14 protein-coding genes are annotated in these 18,220 nt (G+C 69.5%); 8 read left to right on the top strand and 6 right to left on the bottom strand.

The window, feature by feature from the left end; translation table 11 throughout:
- Positions 1-408: 408 nt before the first annotated feature.
- Together AB0F40_RS01065 and AB0F40_RS01060 are read left to right on the top strand one after the other, a co-directional pair.
- Entirely contained in the window at positions 409-2,064 is a 1,656-nt protein-coding gene (locus AB0F40_RS01065) for a sodium:solute symporter family protein (RefSeq protein ID WP_357462995.1), read from the top strand.
- Positions 2,061-2,189, top strand: a complete 129-nt coding sequence (locus tag AB0F40_RS01060; RefSeq protein WP_357462778.1) for a putative transporter small subunit — start codon at positions 2,061-2,063, stop codon at positions 2,187-2,189. Before AB0F40_RS01065 ends, AB0F40_RS01060 begins: the two co-directional genes overlap by 4 nt.
- A gap of 74 nt (positions 2,190-2,263) precedes the next feature.
- On the opposite strand, the gene AB0F40_RS01055 is transcribed toward AB0F40_RS01060, so the two are convergent.
- Together AB0F40_RS01055 and AB0F40_RS01050 are read right to left on the bottom strand one after the other, a co-directional pair.
- Positions 2,264-3,043, bottom strand: coding sequence for a DUF899 family protein (locus AB0F40_RS01055; RefSeq protein WP_357462775.1), 780 nt, complete (start codon positions 3,041-3,043; stop codon positions 2,264-2,266).
- 153 nt (positions 3,044-3,196) lie between these two features.
- Complete coding sequence (locus tag AB0F40_RS01050; protein WP_357462772.1) at positions 3,197-4,522, bottom strand: glycoside hydrolase domain-containing protein; 1,326 nt, start codon at positions 4,520-4,522, stop codon at positions 3,197-3,199.
- Positions 4,523-4,697: 175 nt separating this feature from the next.
- On the opposite strand from AB0F40_RS01050, the gene AB0F40_RS01045 reads away from it, so the two are divergent.
- The gene (locus AB0F40_RS01045; RefSeq protein WP_357462769.1) at positions 4,698-5,186 is read left to right on the top strand and encodes a hypothetical protein; all 489 of its coding nucleotides are present in this window, start codon (positions 4,698-4,700) and stop codon (positions 5,184-5,186) included.
- Positions 5,187-5,222: 36 nt separating this feature from the next.
- Here AB0F40_RS01045 and AB0F40_RS01040 read toward each other — a convergent pair whose 3' ends face one another.
- From AB0F40_RS01040 to AB0F40_RS01030, 3 genes are all read right to left on the bottom strand, one after another.
- Positions 5,223-6,224, bottom strand: a complete 1,002-nt coding sequence (locus AB0F40_RS01040; protein WP_357462767.1) for a pentapeptide repeat-containing protein — start codon at positions 6,222-6,224, stop codon at positions 5,223-5,225.
- A gap of 62 nt (positions 6,225-6,286) precedes the next feature.
- The gene (locus AB0F40_RS01035; protein WP_357462764.1) at positions 6,287-7,042 is read right to left on the bottom strand and encodes a sulfite exporter TauE/SafE family protein; all 756 of its coding nucleotides are present in this window, start codon (positions 7,040-7,042) and stop codon (positions 6,287-6,289) included.
- Positions 7,043-7,834: 792 nt separating this feature from the next.
- A complete protein-coding gene (locus AB0F40_RS01030; protein ID WP_357462761.1) occupies positions 7,835-9,217 on the bottom strand; it encodes an MFS transporter in 1,383 nt (460 codons plus the stop codon).
- A gap of 303 nt (positions 9,218-9,520) precedes the next feature.
- Between AB0F40_RS01030 and murA the strand changes: the two genes are divergently transcribed.
- The 3 genes from murA to AB0F40_RS01015 all read left to right on the top strand — a co-directional run bounded on the left by murA (position 9,521) and on the right by AB0F40_RS01015 (position 12,742).
- On the top strand, positions 9,521-10,837 hold the full coding sequence (murA, locus tag AB0F40_RS01025; protein WP_357462758.1) for a UDP-N-acetylglucosamine 1-carboxyvinyltransferase: 1,317 nt from the start codon (positions 9,521-9,523) through the stop codon (positions 10,835-10,837).
- 115 nt (positions 10,838-10,952) lie between these two features.
- Positions 10,953-11,708 (top strand): lysophospholipid acyltransferase family protein, encoded by a 756-nt coding sequence (locus AB0F40_RS01020; RefSeq protein ID WP_357462754.1) that lies wholly within the window; start codon positions 10,953-10,955, stop codon positions 11,706-11,708.
- Positions 11,705-12,742 carry an NAD(P)H-dependent glycerol-3-phosphate dehydrogenase gene (locus tag AB0F40_RS01015; protein ID WP_357462751.1) on the top strand — a complete coding sequence of 346 codons (1,038 nt, stop codon included), beginning with the start codon at positions 11,705-11,707 and terminating at the stop codon, positions 12,740-12,742. Before AB0F40_RS01020 ends, AB0F40_RS01015 begins: the two co-directional genes overlap by 4 nt.
- Before the next feature lie 48 nt (positions 12,743-12,790).
- Here AB0F40_RS01015 and AB0F40_RS01010 read toward each other — a convergent pair whose 3' ends face one another.
- A complete protein-coding gene (locus AB0F40_RS01010; RefSeq protein WP_357462748.1) occupies positions 12,791-13,513 on the bottom strand; it encodes a hypothetical protein in 723 nt (240 codons plus the stop codon).
- 184 nt (positions 13,514-13,697) lie between these two features.
- Between AB0F40_RS01010 and AB0F40_RS01005 the strand changes: the two genes are divergently transcribed.
- Positions 13,698-16,127, top strand: a complete 2,430-nt coding sequence (locus tag AB0F40_RS01005) for a glycoside hydrolase family 95 protein (RefSeq protein ID WP_357462746.1) — start codon at positions 13,698-13,700, stop codon at positions 16,125-16,127.
- 73 nt (positions 16,128-16,200) lie between these two features.
- On the top strand, positions 16,201-18,093 hold the full coding sequence (locus AB0F40_RS01000) for a right-handed parallel beta-helix repeat-containing protein (protein ID WP_357462743.1): 1,893 nt from the start codon (positions 16,201-16,203) through the stop codon (positions 18,091-18,093).
- Positions 18,094-18,220: the final 127 nt, after the last annotated feature.

Below are 18,220 nucleotides of genomic sequence, written 5' to 3'. Positions count from 1 at the left end.
AGAAACATTTCCGACGGACCGCCTTCGCCAGCCCCTGAGCTGCACCGGTGGAACTCCCCCGGCCCCGCGTCGTCGCCGCGCCCTTGCGTGCGCCCCAGGGTCCGTCACCGCCTCGCCGGCACTGACCTGTGCCGGCTTTTCGAAGGTCGCTGGCCTGCGCCGTCGTGCGCCCTGGCCCGTACCGCCGATGAACGAAAGGAGCTCTGTGCGCACCTGCCGGCCAGCACAGCACAGCACCACCCGAGCCTGCGGGACTCGCCCAGTACGTCCACGGCGGGTCTCGCCCACTTAGCTGCCGTTCCCACTGCACCCGTTCATCCGGGCCGATTCCGGCCCGGTTCCTGACGAGAAAGTGAGAACGCCTTGGGCGACCTGCAACAACTCTCCGGACCCGTCGTGGTCCTCCTCATGCTGCTGTTCTTCGGCGGCAGCTTCTACATGTCGGTCCGCATCAGCAAGAAGAAGGAGAACGCGGACGGCTACATGACCGGTGGCGGGAAGATCGGGTTCGGCATCTCCGCCGCTTCCATGACCGCCACCTGGATCTGGGCGTCGTCGATGTACGCCTCCGCCACCTCCGGCTACACGTACGGGATCTCCGGCCCCATCCACTACGGGCTCTGGGGCGCCCTCATGATCCTGCTGATCTACCCCTTCGGGCGCAGGATCCGCGCGGTGGCACCCCGCGCGCACACGATCGCCGAGGTCATGTTCGCCCGGCACGGGCGCTCGAGCCAGCTCATGCTCGCCGGCTCCAACGTGCTCGGCAGCGTCATCAGCCTGACGTCGAACCTCATCGCCGGCGGAGCGCTCATCGACATGCTCACGCCGTACTCCTTCACGCAGGGCATCATCGCCATCGCGGCCGGCGTGCTCCTGTACACGCTCTGGTCGGGGTTCCGTGCCTCGGTGCTGACCGACTTCGCCCAAGTGCTCGCCATGCTCGGCGCGGTGGTGGTGATCATCCCGGTCGTGTTCTTCGCCGCCGGCGGGCCGGGCCTGTTCGAGACCGGAGCGGAGAACCTCACGCCGCAGCAGCAGGACTTCTTCTCCTCGGACGCGTTCTTCAACCAGGGCGCGCCGTACATCGCGGCGGTGCTGGCCTACGCGATCGGCAACCAGACGATCGCGCAGCGGCTCTTCGCGGTCCGGGAAGACCTCATCAAGAAGACCTTCGTCACCGCGACGTTCGGTTACGGGGCGACGATCATCGGCGTCGGGATGCTCGGCGTCATCGCCCTGTACGCGGGGGTCGAGCCCATGGGCGGCGATCTGAACAACCTGATCCCGCAGCTGGCCGCCACCTATCTGAACCCCGCACTCCTGTGCCTGTTCTTCGTGATGATCATCGGCTCGCTGTCGTCGACGGCGGACTCCGACCTCACGGCCCTCTCGTCGATCGTCATGACGGACGTCTACGGCCAGAACATCGCCGGGAAGAAGCGCGCCAACCCGCGCACGATGGTCCTCATCGGCCGGCTCACCATGGTCGTGGCGATAGCGGCGGGACTCGTCTTCGCCGGGTTCAAGGTGAACATCCTGGACCTGCTGGTGTTCGTCGGCGCGCTGTGGGGAGCGCTCGTGTTCCCCGTCATCTCGAGCTTCTACTGGGGTCGCGTCACGAACCTCGCCTTCAGCGTCGGTGTGGTGGCGGGCCTCGCCGCCTTCCTGCCGGTCCGCTTCTCGTGGGTCGACCTCTCCGGCGGGCTGGGGCTCGTCTCGGACGTCCTGTCCACCGTCGGCGTCGGGATCGTGCTCGGCCTCATGGCCTTCGGCTTCTTCGGCAAGCGGGTCGCGCTCGTCGTCGGCACGGTCGCGACCCTGGTGGCCGCGCCGTTCGCGATCGGGTTCCTGCACATCTACCCGGTGCTGTCCGGATCGCTCGTCGCCTACGCGGTGAGCACGATCGTCTGCGTCGGACTGACCCTGCTGAACAAGGGGACCTTCGACTTCGCGCTCATCAAGGAGCGCACCGGCGACTTCGACATGGAACCGGGCGCCAACCGCCCGGACGACCAGCCGCGCCAGGGTGAGCCCGTCGCGGCCCGAGGGGAGATCTCATGACGGTCCTGCTCACGCTCTACGTGCTGATCTGGCCGGTGATCGTGGCCGGCGTGCTCTTCGTGATCGGGCGCGCCTTCTACCGTGAGGTGCGCGCCGCCAAGGCCGAGGGGCGCAGCATCATCTGACGCCCGTGCCGGCTAGTCGCCAGGGGCCGGGACCCGCGGAGACCGCGGGGCCCGGGCCCTTGCGCCGTCGCGGCTCAGTGGTGGTGCACGTGCCCGGTGCCGGGTACGACCGGCGTCGCGCCCGGACGGGTCCACTGGGGCACGGGCCGGCGGGTCGGCCCCCAGGTGGCGCCGCCGTCGGCGTCCGTGGCCCAGTACCAGCAGGAGGCCTGACCCTCCGGCCAGCCCTCCGGCATGTCCTCCCAGGTCTCGCCCCGCCCGTAGGGCGTCATGTCGAGCAGCCCGAACACGCCGGAGGCCGGTTCGTTGCCGCGGCCCGTGGTCCGGTAGGTGAGGTACACGCGGTCGCCGTCACGCAGGAAGCAGGCGATGTGGCCCATGTCCACGCCCACGGGGGCAGCCAGCCCGCGCACCGAGTACCAGGGCTCGGTGTAGCCCATGAACTCGAGGAACGGGACGACCTCGGCCCAGGGGCCCTCGGTCAGCATCGCGAACGAGACTCCGCGCACGGCGAGGTACGGGGCGGCCTGCTGGATGTGCCAGGCGTTGATGGTGCACCCGGGGCACTGGCCCGCGACGGGGTCGCCGTCGTGCCACATGTGCTGGTAGACCACGAGCTCGTCGCGGCCCTGGAACAGGTCGATGAACGGCACCGGCCCGTCAGCGCCGACGACCTCGACCGTGCCGTCGATCTCGACCATCGGCAGACGGCGTCGGGCCGCCGCCAGCGCGTCGCCCGCACGGGTGTGCGCCTTCTCCTGGGCCAGGAGGTCCTCGCGGGTGGTCTGCCAGGTGTCCCAGTCGACCACGGGTGGCCGAGCCGGTCGGCCGGTCCGTTCGGACGTCTCGGTCATGGTGTCCTCCAGAGTCTCTGGTAGGGCGCTGCGGCAGCGCCCCCACCTGTCCGACGGCGGACCGGGCGGGAACTCATCGGCGCCCGGATACGAGGCGGTCCTACGAGGAGGTCCGGAGAGCTCCCGGACCGGTCAGCCGTCAGGGACGGACCTTCACACGCACCGCGGCACCGGCGCACTCCAGCTCCTGTTCGACCGGTTCGACACGTAGTAGTCGCTGACCCAGCGCCCGTCGCTCAGCTTGTTCCATACCGAGGTGGTGCCCGCCCGGCTGCCCGCCTTCTGGCACATCACGGCGGCCAGCGAGCCGCGCCGCAGCGGGCTACCGGTCGTCGGGTACGACACCCCCGGACCGGTGCGGGCGTTGAGCGAGTCCGTCGTGACCTGTCCGGGATAGACGCAGCGGGGCAGCGCCGCGGTGAACTTGGTGCTCGACGGCGTCGAGACGTAGTAGTCGCTCACCCACGCACCGCTGGTGAGCCGGTCCCACACCCTGGTCGTGCCGACCCGCTGTCCGATGCCCTGGCAGACGACGGGCAACGAGGAGCCGGGCGCATGGGCGCGGACCACAGGGTAGGAGGTGGACGGCCCCGAGCGGGCGTTGAGCGAGCTGCTGCTCGTCACCCGGTAGGCGCGTGCGACGGAGGCGACAGGTGCCTTGATCGCGTCGGAGTCGATGTTGATCTTCACTCCGCCCCAGGTCTCGTCATGGTCACCGCGGTACTGCTTCGCGCGCTGATCGGTGGCCCAGTGCGAGTTGGGCGCCGTCGGCCAGCCGGTCAGCGACTTGTCGCCGTCCCAGCGGGCCATCCACACCGCGTCCGGACGGGCGTAGGTGGTGGAGGTGTACGAGTCGGAGAGGTCGCGCAGTCCCGAGTCCTGGTGGACGTACACGCCGGCCAGATACCCCGTCGAGTGCAGCTTCTTCGTCCAGGCGGAGACGTACCGCCGCACAGCCGTGCGGCACGTCGAGTCGCCGCGGTCGTAGTGCTCGACGTCCGCGTACAGGGCGCTCCCCGGCAGCAGGCCCAGGGCCTTGGCCTTCGCGGCGGCGTCCGTGGCGTCCGACGTCCCTCGCGACGTGGCGTTGTCCGCGGTGTAGCGGTTCGTCTTGCTGCCGAGCATGCAGTACGGCTGGTACCCGAAGTAGGTGGGCAGCAGCTTCCAGCCGGCGATGTTGGCGTCGCGCACCCACGCGGCGGTCAGGTTCGGCTGCTCGCAGCCGCGGTTGTTGCCACCGAAGTACACGTTCACGACCTGGTAGGGCGACGTCCCCTTCCACGCCTTCAGAGCTGTGAGCGACGGCGCGGTGCACGTGTCGAAACCCAGGCTGTCGGCCCGCGTGGCCGTCGAGCCGGACGGGTAGGCGACCGGCGTCTCGGGCTCGGCGGCCGCAGGGACGGCGAGCCCGAAGAGCAGGAGAGCCAGGCTGGCACCGAGAGCGGCCAGCCCTCGGACGACCTTGCGTGTGGCGGCCATGTGGCACCTCCGGGAGACGGTCCGTTCGCCTCTTCGAAGTATGCGCCGACGACCGGGATTCGGCTGGTCGCGTTCATAACGATTGAGGCTGACCGGCGTGCCCCTGGTTCGCGGCGGACGGCGGCGGACGGCGGCGGACGCCGTCGACGTCGGAGGGCCGCGGTAGCGTGCGGCCATGAACGAGCAATCGGTCTACGGGCAGCCTCTCGTCGAGCGCAGGCCGCTGTATCGCACGGTGTGGCTCTGGGTCGTGCTGGCCGTCGTGCTGGCGATGCTCACGTTCGGCACCGTGGTCGTGCTCTTCCTGACGACCGACGACCCGTTCGGCGCCGAGCCCGACGTCATCGACTGTGCGAAGGCCCTGGCCGACGCCGGGCTCGAGACCCTGCCGGCCGCCGCGGAGCCCGAGTGCGCGGCGGGCGGTTTCCAGGACGCGTTCGTGACCATCGACTTCGTGGCGCCGCGGGCCGACGTCGACGCGTGGCTCCGGACGGAGCTCCCCGGGACCGAGCTGCAGGACGAGGGCTGCGTCGACGTCGACGGGTGCCTTCAGATCAGCTACGGCGAGCCGGACGCGCCGGAGAACGGCTGGACGCTGGACATCGAGACCGTCGACCGGGCCGACGGCACGGTCGCCGTCGCGGTCGCTGCCTACTCGCTCTGACCCGCGCACGGCCCGGGGAGACGAACGGGTGGACGGTCAGCTGCCCTCGGCGTCGTAGCCGTCGGGCACGAAGTCGTTGGTCCACCAGTCCCAGTGGGCGTCGGCCGCGTCGCTGGTCATGTGCGGGTAGTAGTTGTTCTGAAATCCCGTGAACTCGCTGTCCCACCAGCGCTCGTAGTCGGCGTCGGAGTCGCACAGGTCCTCGGGGGACGCGCAGCCGACGGCGCCCGGGCCGAGGTCGCAGCTCGTGCTGTCGACCCGGAGACCCACCACCAAGGAGTCCTCGACCTGTGGGCAGGGAACTCCGTCACCGAGGAAGGCCGCCGACAGGTCCGATCCCGCCGTGATCCGGATCTGCACGTCACGGGCGGCACTAGGACTGTCGAAATCGACGTTGATGTCGCGCAGGTCCGAGGCCCGCGCGGTGATGTCGATGACCGACCCGTCCAGGTTCGCGCCCGTCATGATGACGTGGTCCAGGGTGTCGGGGGCGAAGCGCGTCTCGCTCAGCCGGGCTCCGGTCAGGTCGGCCCGGTCGAGGTCCGCACCGGTCAGGTCCGAGCCCGAGAAGTCGGCGCACAGGTATCGGGTGTCGTACTCCGTCGGCCCGTAACCGTTCTCCTCACGAAAGTAGCCGTCTCCCTGGTCGGCGTAGTTGCGCCGGACGACCTCGGCCTCCGTGACGAACCTGCCGGTGTCCTCGTCCACTCCTGCCAGGTCGCAGCCCATGTCCAGGCCTGCCAGGTTCGCGTTCCGGAGGTTGAGGTTGAGGAACACCTTGGGCCCGCCGTCGCGCAGCGTCTCGCGGACGTAGGCGACGTCGGCCAGCATCTCGGTGCGCTCGGCCTGCACCGCGTCGAGGGCCCGCGCATGCTCGTCGCGGTTCTCCTCGACCGTCGTCTGCCAGATGAGCAGCCAGGCCCTGACCCCGAGTCCGACCAGCACCCCCACGACGAGCTGGAGGCCGAGCTGCGTGACGAGCTCGCCGCTGTGGGCCGACCAGTAGTCACGGACCGCGCGCTTCACTGTGTCGATCACGGCTCCCCCAACCCGTGCCTGACTTGCAGGTCAAGTCCCACGATAAGGGTTTTGGCCCGGTTTTACAGGGGGCCGACCGTCAGCAGCCCCCGGGCCAGGGCCGTGACCGCACCTGCCACGGCGATCGTCAGCGCGACCCGGGCCGCGACCCGGGTCGGGATGCGGCGCGCCAGCACGGTGCCGAGCCCGACGCCCGCGAGCACCCCGGCGAGGAGCACCGGCCAGACCCACCACGCCGGGAGGGAGCCCGGCGGGATGGCGCCGAGGCCCAGCTTGGTCGCGACCGACATGGTGTTCATGACGATCAGGAGCGGCTGCAGGGTCGCGGCGAACGAGCGGTGGTCCCAGCGGGTGGCCAGCGCGTACGCCGTCCACGCCGGCGCGGCCACGCCCGACGTGGTGTTCATGAACCCCGCCGCGAGGCCGGTCAGGACGGCGACGGGACGGCCCTTGATACGGACGCGGCGGCGCAGCACCGCCGAGGCGGCCAGCGCGGTCAGCACCGACCCGCCGACGATGACGTCCAGCCAGGCGGAGTCGGCCTCCCGCACCGTGAGCGCGCCGAGCGCGGATCCCACGAGCATGAGCGGCAGGACCGTGCCGACGCGCCGCCAGTCCACCCGGTCCCGCAGGGCCCGCAGGATGAGCAGCGCCGTGACGATCGCCGCCACGTTGCTGACCAGCACGCCCACCGACGCGCCGAGGAGCACCGTGAGCACGGGCGCCGCGACCATCCCGAGGCCCATCCCGGCGACGCGCTGCAGCCCGGCTCCGAGCAGGACGGCGGCGCAGGCTGCGATCAGGGCCGTGGTCTCCACGCCGTCACGCTATCCCGCTGCGTGGACGGCTACGGGCAGCGGGGTCGAGCTTTCAGCACGGTCGTCACACGCTGCTGGCCTGCAGCCCATTGTTCGGGCACTGTGTCGACAGCGCGAAGGACGTCCAGGACATCGGTGAGTCGGTGACGGACTACGCCAGTCCGGATCAGTGGCTCAAGATGAGCGACTCTGTTTCGTAGCAGGTGAATGTCGTGCACCTTCGCGGTCAGCGACCGTGATGACATCGCCAACTTCGGAAATGCATCACGAAGTGCTTCGTTCCACAGCCGCTGTCGTCCAGGGTCTTTGTTGGGGAGCAGGTAGCGCCACGTTCCGAGGGAAAGCTGCGCGAGCACGTCGGAATGGGCGACGGAGCGGCTCGGCTGCCAGGACCTGGCGCTCGTCGTCGCGTGTTCGTGAGCCTTGCGAATGTCCTGCCCGTTCCTCGTGAGCCGTATCAGCAGAGGTGCCGGGTCGAGCAGCTCCAACGGGTGAGGGGTGGAGCGGTAGCAGCGGTCGTCGTCACCTTGTGGAAGCCTCCGTGGCCGGATATCGTGGATCTCGAAGGCGGAGGCAGGTCACTCCGTTCGAGCTTTTCCTCTGGGTCCGCCGGTTTTCACCGGCGGGCCCTTTGGCTTTCCGGAGTACCGACTCCGTAAGCCTAGAGAGGTCTAGCTCGGTTCGCGCGTGGAAGTTCTGACCCTGTGGACGAGGGGCCGAACGTAGGCGTAGTCGCCCTCACAGCGCTCATGAAGCGACCGGGCCTACGTTCGACGCCCCGGTCTCGGAAGGTCAGGCCGAGACGTTCTCGTCGTAGTCGACGTCGCGGGTCTCGCGCTCCAGGAGCAGGGCGACGAGCGTGATGACGCCCATCGCGGCGAGGTAGACGCCGACGAGCACCGGCGAGCCGTCGGCCTTCGCCCAGAGCCACACCGCGATGAACGGTGCCAGCGCCGCGCCGAGCACCGACGACAGGTTGTACGCGACCGCGGAGCCGGTGTACCGCACGTTGGCAGGGAACAGCTCGGGCAGGACGGCGGCCATCGGGCCGAAGGTGAGGCCCATGAGCGTGAAGCCGATGATCAGCAGGCTCTGCACGCCGATGTGGCCCGCCGAGAACAGCGGCACCCACACGCCGCCGAACAGCACGATCGCGACAGTGACCCAGATGAGGTGCGCGCGGCGGCCGAACTTCTCCGCCATCGGCCCGGAGACCAGCGTGAAGACGCCGAAGAACACGACGCCGACGATCAGCATCCAGAGGAACTCGATCTTCTCGTAGCCGAGGCCAGCGGGGGAGCCGTCGGTGGGGTCGGTCGGGGCGATGCCGTAGTTCAGCGTGAACGTCGTCATCAGGTAGAACAGCGCGTAGGTGGCGAGCATGATGAACGTGCCGGACACGATCTGCCTCGACGACGTGCGGAACACGCGGGCCACCGGCATCTTCGCGACCGCGGACGCCTCGACGACCTTGCGGAAGGCCGGCGTCTCGAGCAGCGAGAGCCGTACCCACAGGCCGATGATCACGAGGATCGCCGACGCGAGGAACGGGATGCGCCAGCCCCAGGTCGCGAACTGCTCCGTCGTCAGGGCGCTCGACAGGGCGATGAACACCGTGTTGGCAAGGATGAAACCAATGGGTGCGCCCAGCTGCGGGAAGGTGCCGTAGATGGCCCGCTTGCCCTGGGGCGCGTTCTCCGTCGCCAGCAGCGCGGCGCCGCTCCACTCGCCGCCGAGGCCGAGCCCCTGGCAGAACCGGCACAGCACGAGCACGGCCGGCGCGGCCAGGGCCCAGCCGGGGGTCGACGCCGCGGGGATGAGCCCGATCAGGACCGTCGCGATACCCATCGTGAGCAGCGACGCCACGAGGGTCGCCTTGCGGCCGACCCGGTCACCGAAGTGGCCGAACAGCACCGAACCGAGCGGCCGCGCCACGAACGCGACGCCGAACACGGCGAAGGACGACAGGAGCTGGGTGGTCGGGTCCTCGGCGTTCGGGAAGAACAGCGCGGGGAAGACCAGCGAGGCCGCTGTGGCATAGATGTAGAAGTCGTAGAACTCGATGGACGTACCGATGAGGGACGCGACGACGACGCGGCCCCTGGGGTTGCCCGCCGGTGGCGCGCCCTGCTCGCCGGCGGTGGTCCCGGCGGTTGGTGATGCGGAGGTGCTCATGGCGGGGACATTAAGCAGGCTGTCCGCGATCCGGGAAGCGTGTCTCATTCAATGGACGAGCCCTTGACGTATGCTGCCGACCGCGTCCTCGGGCGAGCGCGGGGTGCCGGGCGTGTCGCGCTGCGACCGGGTGCGTCCCGAGTGAAGGTGTAGTGAACGGTGAATACTCCCGTCCGTGCGCATGTTGGCACGACCGGCGGTGGGGGACAGGATCAGGATCGACCGGGCGCCGCTGAAGTCAGTGTGAGTCCGGCCCCGCCATCGGAAAACCATCATCGGAACGAACGAGACGACGACGAGCATATGAACGATCTGCTGTATGTGAACGGCGGCACCCCGCTGAACGGGACCATCACCGTTCGAGGCGCAAAGAACTTCGTGTCGAAGTCCATGGTGGCTTCCCTGTTGGGGGAGACCCCTAGCGTGCTGCGGAACGTACCGCAGATCCGTGACGTCAAGGTCGTCTCGGGGCTCCTGGACCTGCACGGTGTGAACGTCAAGTACGACACCGACGCGGGCATCCTGGACCTCGACCCGTCCAACGTGGAGTCGGCCCACGTGGCCGACATCGACGCCCACGCCGGCTCCAGCCGCATCCCGATCCTGTTCTGCGGGCCGCTGCTGCACCGGCTCGGCGAGGCCTTCATCCCCGACCTGGGCGGCTGCCGCATCGGCGACCGGCCGATCAACTACCACCTCGACATCCTGCGCCAGTTCGGCGCCGTCGTCGACAAGCGGGCAGGTGGCATCCACCTGCGGGCGCCGCGCCGCCTGCAGGGCACCAAGATCTCCCTGCCGTACCCGTCGGTGGGCGCCACGGAGCAGACGCTGCTCACGGCCGTCCGCGCGGACGGCATCACCGAGCTGTCGGGCGCGGCGATCGAGCCAGAGATCATGGACCTCATCGCCGTCCTCCAGAAGATGGGCGCCATCATCTCGGTCGACACCGACCGCGTGATCCGCATCGAGGGCGTCGACCGCCTCGACGGCTACACCCACACCGCCCTGAACGACCGGATCGAGACGGCGTCCTGGGCCTCGGCCGCCCTCGCCACCGGCGGAGACATCACCGTCAAGGGCGCCACCCAGCCCGAGATGATGACGTTCCTCAACACGTTCCGGAAGGTCGGCGGCCGGTTCGAGGTGCAGGACGACGGCATCCGCTTCTGGCACGCCGGCGGCCAGCTCAAGTCCATCGTGCTCGAGACCGACGTGCATCCCGGGTTCATGACCGACTGGCAGCAGCCGCTCGTCGTCGCGCTCACCCAGGCCACCGGTCTGTCGATCGTGCACGAGACGGTGTACGAGAACCGCTTCGGCTTTACCGACGCCCTGCGCAAGATGGGTGCGACGATCCAGGTCTACAAGGAGTGCCTGGGCGGCCGCGACTGCCGGTTCGGCCAGCGCAACTTCCACCACTCCGCCGTCGTCTCCGGCCCGACGCCGCTCTCCGCCGCCGACATCGAGGTCCCCGACCTGCGCGGCGGCTTCTCGCACCTCATCGCGGCGCTCACGGCAAACGGCCGGTCCACGGTGCGCGGCATCGGCCTGATCGACCGCGGCTACGAGAACTTCCAGGAGAAGCTGGAGGCCCTGGGCGCGGACGTGGCCCGCGGCTGAACCGCAGTGGTGTGAGCGCGACCGTCGCGCCGGGAGCGAGGCATGCCGGCGCGACGGTCGCGCTCACGACCAGGCGTGGCGGGGTTGTCGGCGGAGCCGAGTATTGTTTCGGACCGTGTCCATCCCACGCCCTGAGTCACGCATGTATCGCTTCATCGCGTTCATCGTGCGGAACCTCATGTTCGCGCTGTGCAAGTACGAGTGGAAGGGCGGGGAGAACTTCCCGGCCAAGGGCGGGTTCATCGCCGCGGCCAACCACGTCACCGAGCTCGACGCGCTGACCCTGGCGCACTACCTCTTCGACAACGGCCGGGAGCCGCGCATCCTGGCCAAGCGCGGCCTGTTCACGTCGCCGCTGACGGGGTGGGCCCTGCGGGGCACCAGGATGATCCCCGTGGACCGCGAGTCGGCCAAGGCCACCGAGTCCCTGCAGAACGCGGCGAACCAGCTCGGTGACGGCGCCTGCGTGGCGATCCTGCCGGAGGGCACGCTGACACGGGACCCCGACCACTGGCCGATGGAGGGCAAGACCGGCGTGGCCCGCATCGCGCTGACGACGCGCCTGCCGGTGCTCCCGGTCGCGCAGTGGGGGGTCACCGAGATCATGCCGCGGTACGGTCGGCTGCGCTGGCCGTACCCTCGCAAGAAGGTGACGATCCAGACGGGCCCGCCCGTGGACCTCAGTGACCTGTACGACCGGCCGCAGGACACCGCAACCCTGCGCGAGGCGACGAGCCGCATCATGGACGCAATCACCACCGAGCTGGAGCAGATCCGTGGCGAGGTGGCTCCCAAGCCGCGGTTCGACCTGCGCAAGCACCCCGAGTACGAGGCGAAGATGAAGAGCTACCCCCCGGTGGAGCGCCCGTGAGCGCGGCCACGTCCACGGCCCCCACCAAGGTCGCCGTCCTCGGCGCCGGCTCGATGGGCACCACGTTCGCGATGGTCCTTGCCGACGCGGGGTGCGACGTCACCCTGTGGGGCCGCGACGCCGAGGTGCTCGAAGCCGTCGACCGGAAGCACCGCAACGAGAAGTACCTGCCGGGCGTGCAGCTGCCCGCCATGCACGGCACGACCGACCCGGCGGTCGCGCTCGAGGGCGCGTCGATAGTGGTGGTGTCGGTGCCGTCCCAGGTGGCGCGCGCGACCCTGGAGTCGATGAGGACGCTGGTCCACGAGCTGGCGGCGCCGGAAGCCGTCGTCGTCTCCCTGATGAAGGGCGTCGAGCTCGGCACGGACAAGCGCATGAGCCAGGTCATGGCCGAGGTGCTGGACCTGCCGGACGAGCGGGTCGCCGTCGTCTCCGGGCCCAACCTGGCGCCCGAGATCGCGGAACGGCAGCCGACGGCGACCGTGGTCGCCTCGCGCAGCGAGGCCACCGCGCAGCTGGTCGCCTCCGCGTGCGCGACGGGCTACTTTCGCCCCTACACGAACACCGACGTGGTCGGCGTGGAGCTGTGCGGCGCGGTGAAGAACATCATCGCGCTGGCGGCGGGCATGGCCCAGGGCCGCGGGTTCGGCTGGAACACGCTGGCCACGCTCATCACACGCGGCCTCGTCGAGATCACGCGCCTGGGCCTCGCCCTGGGGGCCGACGCCGCCACGTTCGCCGGGCTGGCCGGCATGGGCGACCTGACGGCGACGTGCGCGTCCCCGCTGTCGCGCAACCACCGGCTCGGCAAGCACTTCGGCGAGGGGCTCACGCTCGAGGAGGCCATCGCGGCGACCGGCGGCACGGCCGAGGGCGTCAAGTCGTCGCAGTCGGTGCTGGAGCTCGCGCGGGCGCACGACGTCGAGATGCCGATCACCGCGGGCGTGGTCGACGTGCTGGCCGGGAAGCTGCCCCTCTCCGAGCTCGCGGCGACGCTGCTCGCGCGGCCCCAGAAGTCCGAGGTCGCCGGCTGAGCGGTCGGTGCTGAGCGGTCAGTGCTGGACCGTTCAGTGCTGGACCGTTCAGTGCTGGACGTCGACGACGACGCGCGTCGGGTTATCCAGGAGGAACACGCGGAACGGCTGCTCGCCCTCGTCGACCCCGACGAACGCAGTCGTGTACCCCTCGAACCAGTAGCGGTACACGATCTCGTCCACCGACTCCATGTCGTCGGGCTCGATGCGGTCGCGGGAGAACTCCTCGACGCCGCTGTCCGCCGGCATCGCCGTGCCCGACAGCGACACCCGTAGGATCGCGTCGCCGTCGACCTGGACGGCGTGCCCAGAGCCGTCGTCGGACGCCTGGTCCACGTACTCGACGCGCCAGCCGGGCTCACCGGTGCCCTTGCCGTCGAGGTCGAACACGATGCGGTCGTAGCCGTCGTGCTCGGCGACCCGGATGTCCGTGACCGACAGGAACGTCTCACCCGCGCCCGTGGGCTCGGCGGTGTCGGGCCTCGTGTCCGAGGGGAATGGCGGGCCGGTCGCGGCCTCGGTCGCCGAGGTGGCCGGCTCGGGGGAGTCGTCGTCGGAGCCGCCGTCGTCACCTGAGCCGTCCTCGCCCGAACCGCCGTCCGCTGACGGCGAGGCGTCGGCCGGTGCCGAGGCGATGGGCGCCGGGCTGGACAGGGTCACCCCGGGCTCCTGCGAGCTCGGCGCACCACCGGTGCACCCGGCCAGCAGCAAGGCGGCGGCCGCTGCCAGGGCCGCGGCTGTCGAGGCTGTGCGATGTCCGGCTCGTCCCATGTTTCCAGCGTAGAGCCTGTCGCGGTCGGTGGCTGGTCGCGGGTTCGGCCGGACGGCGGCCGGTGGTCCCGTTGCCGGTGCACCCATGCATCCAGTCCGAACACTTGACTTGTAAGATATGTGTTGTACTACATTTAACTCACGCAGTTCGACTCACTGACGAGCCCGAACGAGGAAGGTTGCGATGAACCCGATCACGCGAAGAGATCTCCTACGCACCACAGGCCTGACCGCGGGCGCTATCGCCCTCACCGGTCACGCTCCGGCGAACGCGGAGGCCGCCCCGGGCGCCGGCGTCGACGAGCCGGAGACCAACCCCATGCGGCTCTGGTACACCGCCCCGGCGACCGAATGGCTGGAGGCGCTCGCCGTCGGCAACGGCCGGGTCGGCGCCATGGTGTTCGGCGGGGTCGCCGCCGAGACGCTCATGCTCAACGAGGACACCGTGTGGGCGGGCGGCCCGCACGACTACGCCGACCCGCGCGGCAGCGAGGCCCTCCCGGAGATCCGGCGGCTGATCAACGAGGAGAAGTGGGGCGAGGCCCAGAACCTGGCCGGCGAGCGGTTCATGGGCCGGCCGACGGAGCAGATGCAGTACCAGCCGGTCGGGGACCTGCACCTCGACTTTCCCGGCCTGACCGGCGACGTCACGGAGTACCGCAGGTCACTCGACCTGACCACGGCCATCACCACGACGACCTTCGTGGTCGACGGCGTGCGTCACACGCGGGAGATCTTCAGCAGCCACGCCCACCAGGTGCTCGTCGCCCGGTTCACCGCCGACGCACCGGGGGCGATCTCCTTCGACGGGCGGTACGAGTCGCTCCAGGAGACGTCGACGCACGCGCACGACACCCGCACGCTCGCTCTCGAGGGACGCAGCGGTGAGGCCGAGGGCCTCGAGGGAAAGGTGCGCTTCGTCAGCCTGGCCCGCGCCGTGGCCGAGGGCGGGAGCGTCACCTGCGGCGCCACGCGGCTGCGGGTGCGCGGCGCGGACGCCGTCACCCTGGTCGTCTCCATCGGGACGAGCCACCGGAACTACCTCGACGTCAGCGGCGACCACTTCGCCAAGGCGGTGGAGCCGCTGGAGCAGACGCCGGTGCAGGGCTACGGGGTCCTGCGGCGGGCGCACGTGCGGGACTACCAGGAGATGTTCGGCCGGGTCGACATCGACCTCGGCACCTCACCGTCCGTCGACCTGCCGACCGACGAGCGGGTCGTCGCCTTCCGGGACGGGCAGGACCCGCAGCTCGCGGCGCTCTACTACCAGTTCGGCCGCTACCTGCTGATCTCCAGCTCCCGTTCCCCTGGCCAGCCGGCCAACCTCCAGGGGCTGTGGAACGACAAGATGCTGCCGCCCTGGCAGTCCAAGTACACGCTGAACATCAACTGCGAGATGAACTACTGGCCCGCCGGTCCGGCGAACCTCGCCGAGTGCTGGCAGCCGCTGTTCGCGATGATCGAGGAGCTCGCCGAGTCCGGCGCCCGGACCGCCAAGAAGATGTGGGGCGCCAAGGGCTGGGTGGCGCACCACAACACGGACCTCTGGCGCGGTTCCGCGCCGGTGGACTTCGCGTTCTACGGCGTCTGGCCCACCGGCGGTGCGTGGCTGTCGCTGCTGTTCTGGGAGCACTACGAGTACACCGGCGACCTGGACACGCTGCGCGAGTACTTCCCGGTCCTGCGCGGAGCCGTGGAGTTCTTCCTCGACACGCTCGTCCAGGACGAGGCGACCGGCTACCTCGTGACGAACCCCTCGCACTCCCCGGAGATCAAGCACCACGAGATCAACGACGAGAGCGTGAGCATCTGCGCCGGCCCGACCATGGACATGCAGATCCTGCGGGACCTGTTCACGGCGTTCGACAAGGCCTGCGCCGTGCTCGGCCAGGACCGCGCCATGGCCGCCCAGGCGATCGCCGCGCGCGATCAGCTGCCGCCCAACCAGATCGGCCACCTCGGCCAGCTCCAGGAGTGGCTGATCGACTGGGAGGAGGCCGCCACGGAGATCAGCCGGCACGTCTCGCACCTGTGGGGCGTGTTCCCCAGCGACCAGATCACCCCGCGGCGCACCCCGGAGCTCGCCGTGGCGGCGGACCGCTCGCTCGAGCTGCGCGGACCGGCGGTGACGGCCGGCTGGTCGCTCGCCTGGAAGATGAACATCCGTGCCCGGCTGCTCCAGGCCGACGGCGTCTACACCCACCTCACCCAGCTGCTCTCGACCGGTCGCACCGCGCCGAACCTGTTCGACCTGCACCCGCCGTTCCAGATCGACGGGAACTTCGGGGGAACGTCGGCGATCAACGAGACGATCATGCAGAGCCACTCGGGCGAGGTCTGGCTGCTGCCGTGCGTGCCGGACGCCTGGCCGGCGGGCAAGGTTCGGGGGCTACGCGCCCGTGGCGCCTTCGAGCTCTCCATCACCTGGACCGACGGACGTCTCCAGACCGCCCGGATCCAGTCGCTGGCGGGCAACACCATCCGGCTGCGCACCGACCTGCCCGTTCGCGTGTCCGGCCCCGGCGGCCCCGTCGACGTCGAACGGCCAGAGGACGGTCTCGCCGTCTTCGATACGCGGCGCGGGGCCACGTACGTGGTCGAGCCGCTGCCCTGACCACCTGCTGAGGCCGGCACCCGAACCGGCAGCTCAGGCCACCCGCAGGACCCACACCCACGAAAGGACACCGATGTCCAGACAATGGATCCGGAACAGCACGGTCGCTGTCGCCGCTCTGAGCCTGGTAGCCACGATGACCGGCGGAGGGATCGCCTTCGACCGGCTCACCAGCGTCGTGACCTCCGGCGCGTGCCCCCAGCTCTACGTCTCGCCCACCGGGAACGACCAGGGCAAGGGGTCGCAGGACGATCCCTGGAAGACGGTCGCCAAGGCCCGTGACCACATCCGGGAGAAGGGCCTCAACAGCGAGAACCGGATGAAGTGCGACGTGACCGTGAACCTCGCGGCCGGTGACTATCCCGTCACCGAGACGATCGAGTTCACCGAGCAGGACTCCGGCGGCGGTGGCCACCAGGTCGTGTACCGCAGCGCCGACGGCCCGGGCAAGGCCAACCTCGTCGGCGCGGAGGAGATCACCGGCTGGGAACCGCACCAGGACGGCATCTACAAGGCGAAGGTGGACCCCGGTCAGTCGTTCCACACGCTGTTCGAGGACGGCAAGCGGTCCGAGATGGCGCGGTACCCGAACCGGACGTCGGAGGACACGCACGCCCCGTACCTGTTCTCCGTGCTCGGTGAGCCGGAGAAGGAGGCAGTGCGCTCGTGGCTGTACTGGGAGGACGGCGACTGGGACCCGGCCTGGGATGACACCCCCGAGGGCAACCCCCTCAAGGACGCCCAGGTGACCGTGTGGTCGGGCGGCTCGTGGAGCTGGTTCACCGACACCGTCCCGATCATCGGCCAGGACTATCGCAAGAACTTCGCCACGCTCCAGCACTGGACGCGCTACGCGATGGTGAACAGCCGGAGCGGGTCGCGCTACTACCTCCAGAACGCCATGGCGTTCCTCGACCAGCCGGGCGAGTACTACATCGACAAGGACGCCGGTGAGCTGTACTACATCCCGCGCGGGGACATCGCTGACGTCACGATCATGCAGCCCACCGTCGCGAAGGTGATCGACGTGAAGGGCGCGTCGCCGGAGAAGAAGGCGCACGACATCACGTTCGACGGCATCGGCGTCCAGTACTCCGACTTCGTCGACTGGTACCGCTCCGGCTGGATCAGCGCGGGCGACTCGGGCGAGGTGCACAAGTACCCGGAGTACGACCGGCAGATCGAGATGCCCCGTAACCGGTTCGGTGCCATCACGCTGGAGAACACGAGCGGCATCACCCTGACCGGCATGCAGATCCGGGACACCGGGTTCCACGGCGTGTACGCGCTGTTCGCCAACGATCACCTCACGGTCGAGAACTCGCTCCTGGAGAACCTGGGCGCTGACGGGATCAAGGTCGAGGGCGGGTGGCCTGGTGAGGGCGACCTGTCCCATGACCACATGTTCCGGAACCTCTACATCCACCATGTGGGTGAGCTGGTGCCCGGTGACTCCGCCGGGATCGAGCTCATGGGTACCGGCGACAACACCGTCGAGCACGTCCACGTGCGGCACTCCTCGCGCTACGGCATCAGCCTCGAGTCCCGGCCCGAGGTTGTCGACGGCGACCAGTACACGGACAACAACACGTTCCGGTACATCAAGATCGAGGAGGCCGGTCTGGACTCGGGCGACATGGGTGCGTTCTACACCTACGGCGTCGCCAACCAGGAGCCCCACCCGATCAAGAACACCGTCGACCAGATGGTCATCGGCGACGTGATCCCCGACCCGGCTGGGGCGATGCCGGACAGCGGGACCCGCGGCGTCCACATGGACGCCGGTGGCTGTGGCTTCTCGTTCAGCAACATCGAGGTGGGCGAGACGACCGACCAGTCGTACCAGTCCTACCAGTGCAACGAGGTGACCAACGGCAACTGGGAGGACGGCTTCGACGCCGGCCAGATGGAGTACGACCTGATCGGTGTCACCGACACCTTCCCGTACCCGGTCCCGGAGGACTGACCATCGCTGGTCGAGCTGACCGAACTCCGTTGGTCGAGCTTGTCGAGACCCACCAAGGTCTCGACAAGCTCGGCCAACGGGTCGGGCTTGGCCAACGGTGCGGCGGGACCTCCGCGTTATTCGACAA

The organism is Promicromonospora sp. NPDC023987 (genome assembly GCF_040639055.1).
GTDB lineage: Bacteria > Actinomycetota > Actinomycetes > Actinomycetales > Cellulomonadaceae > Promicromonospora.
This window is presented reverse-complemented; position numbering and strand designations above follow the sequence as displayed.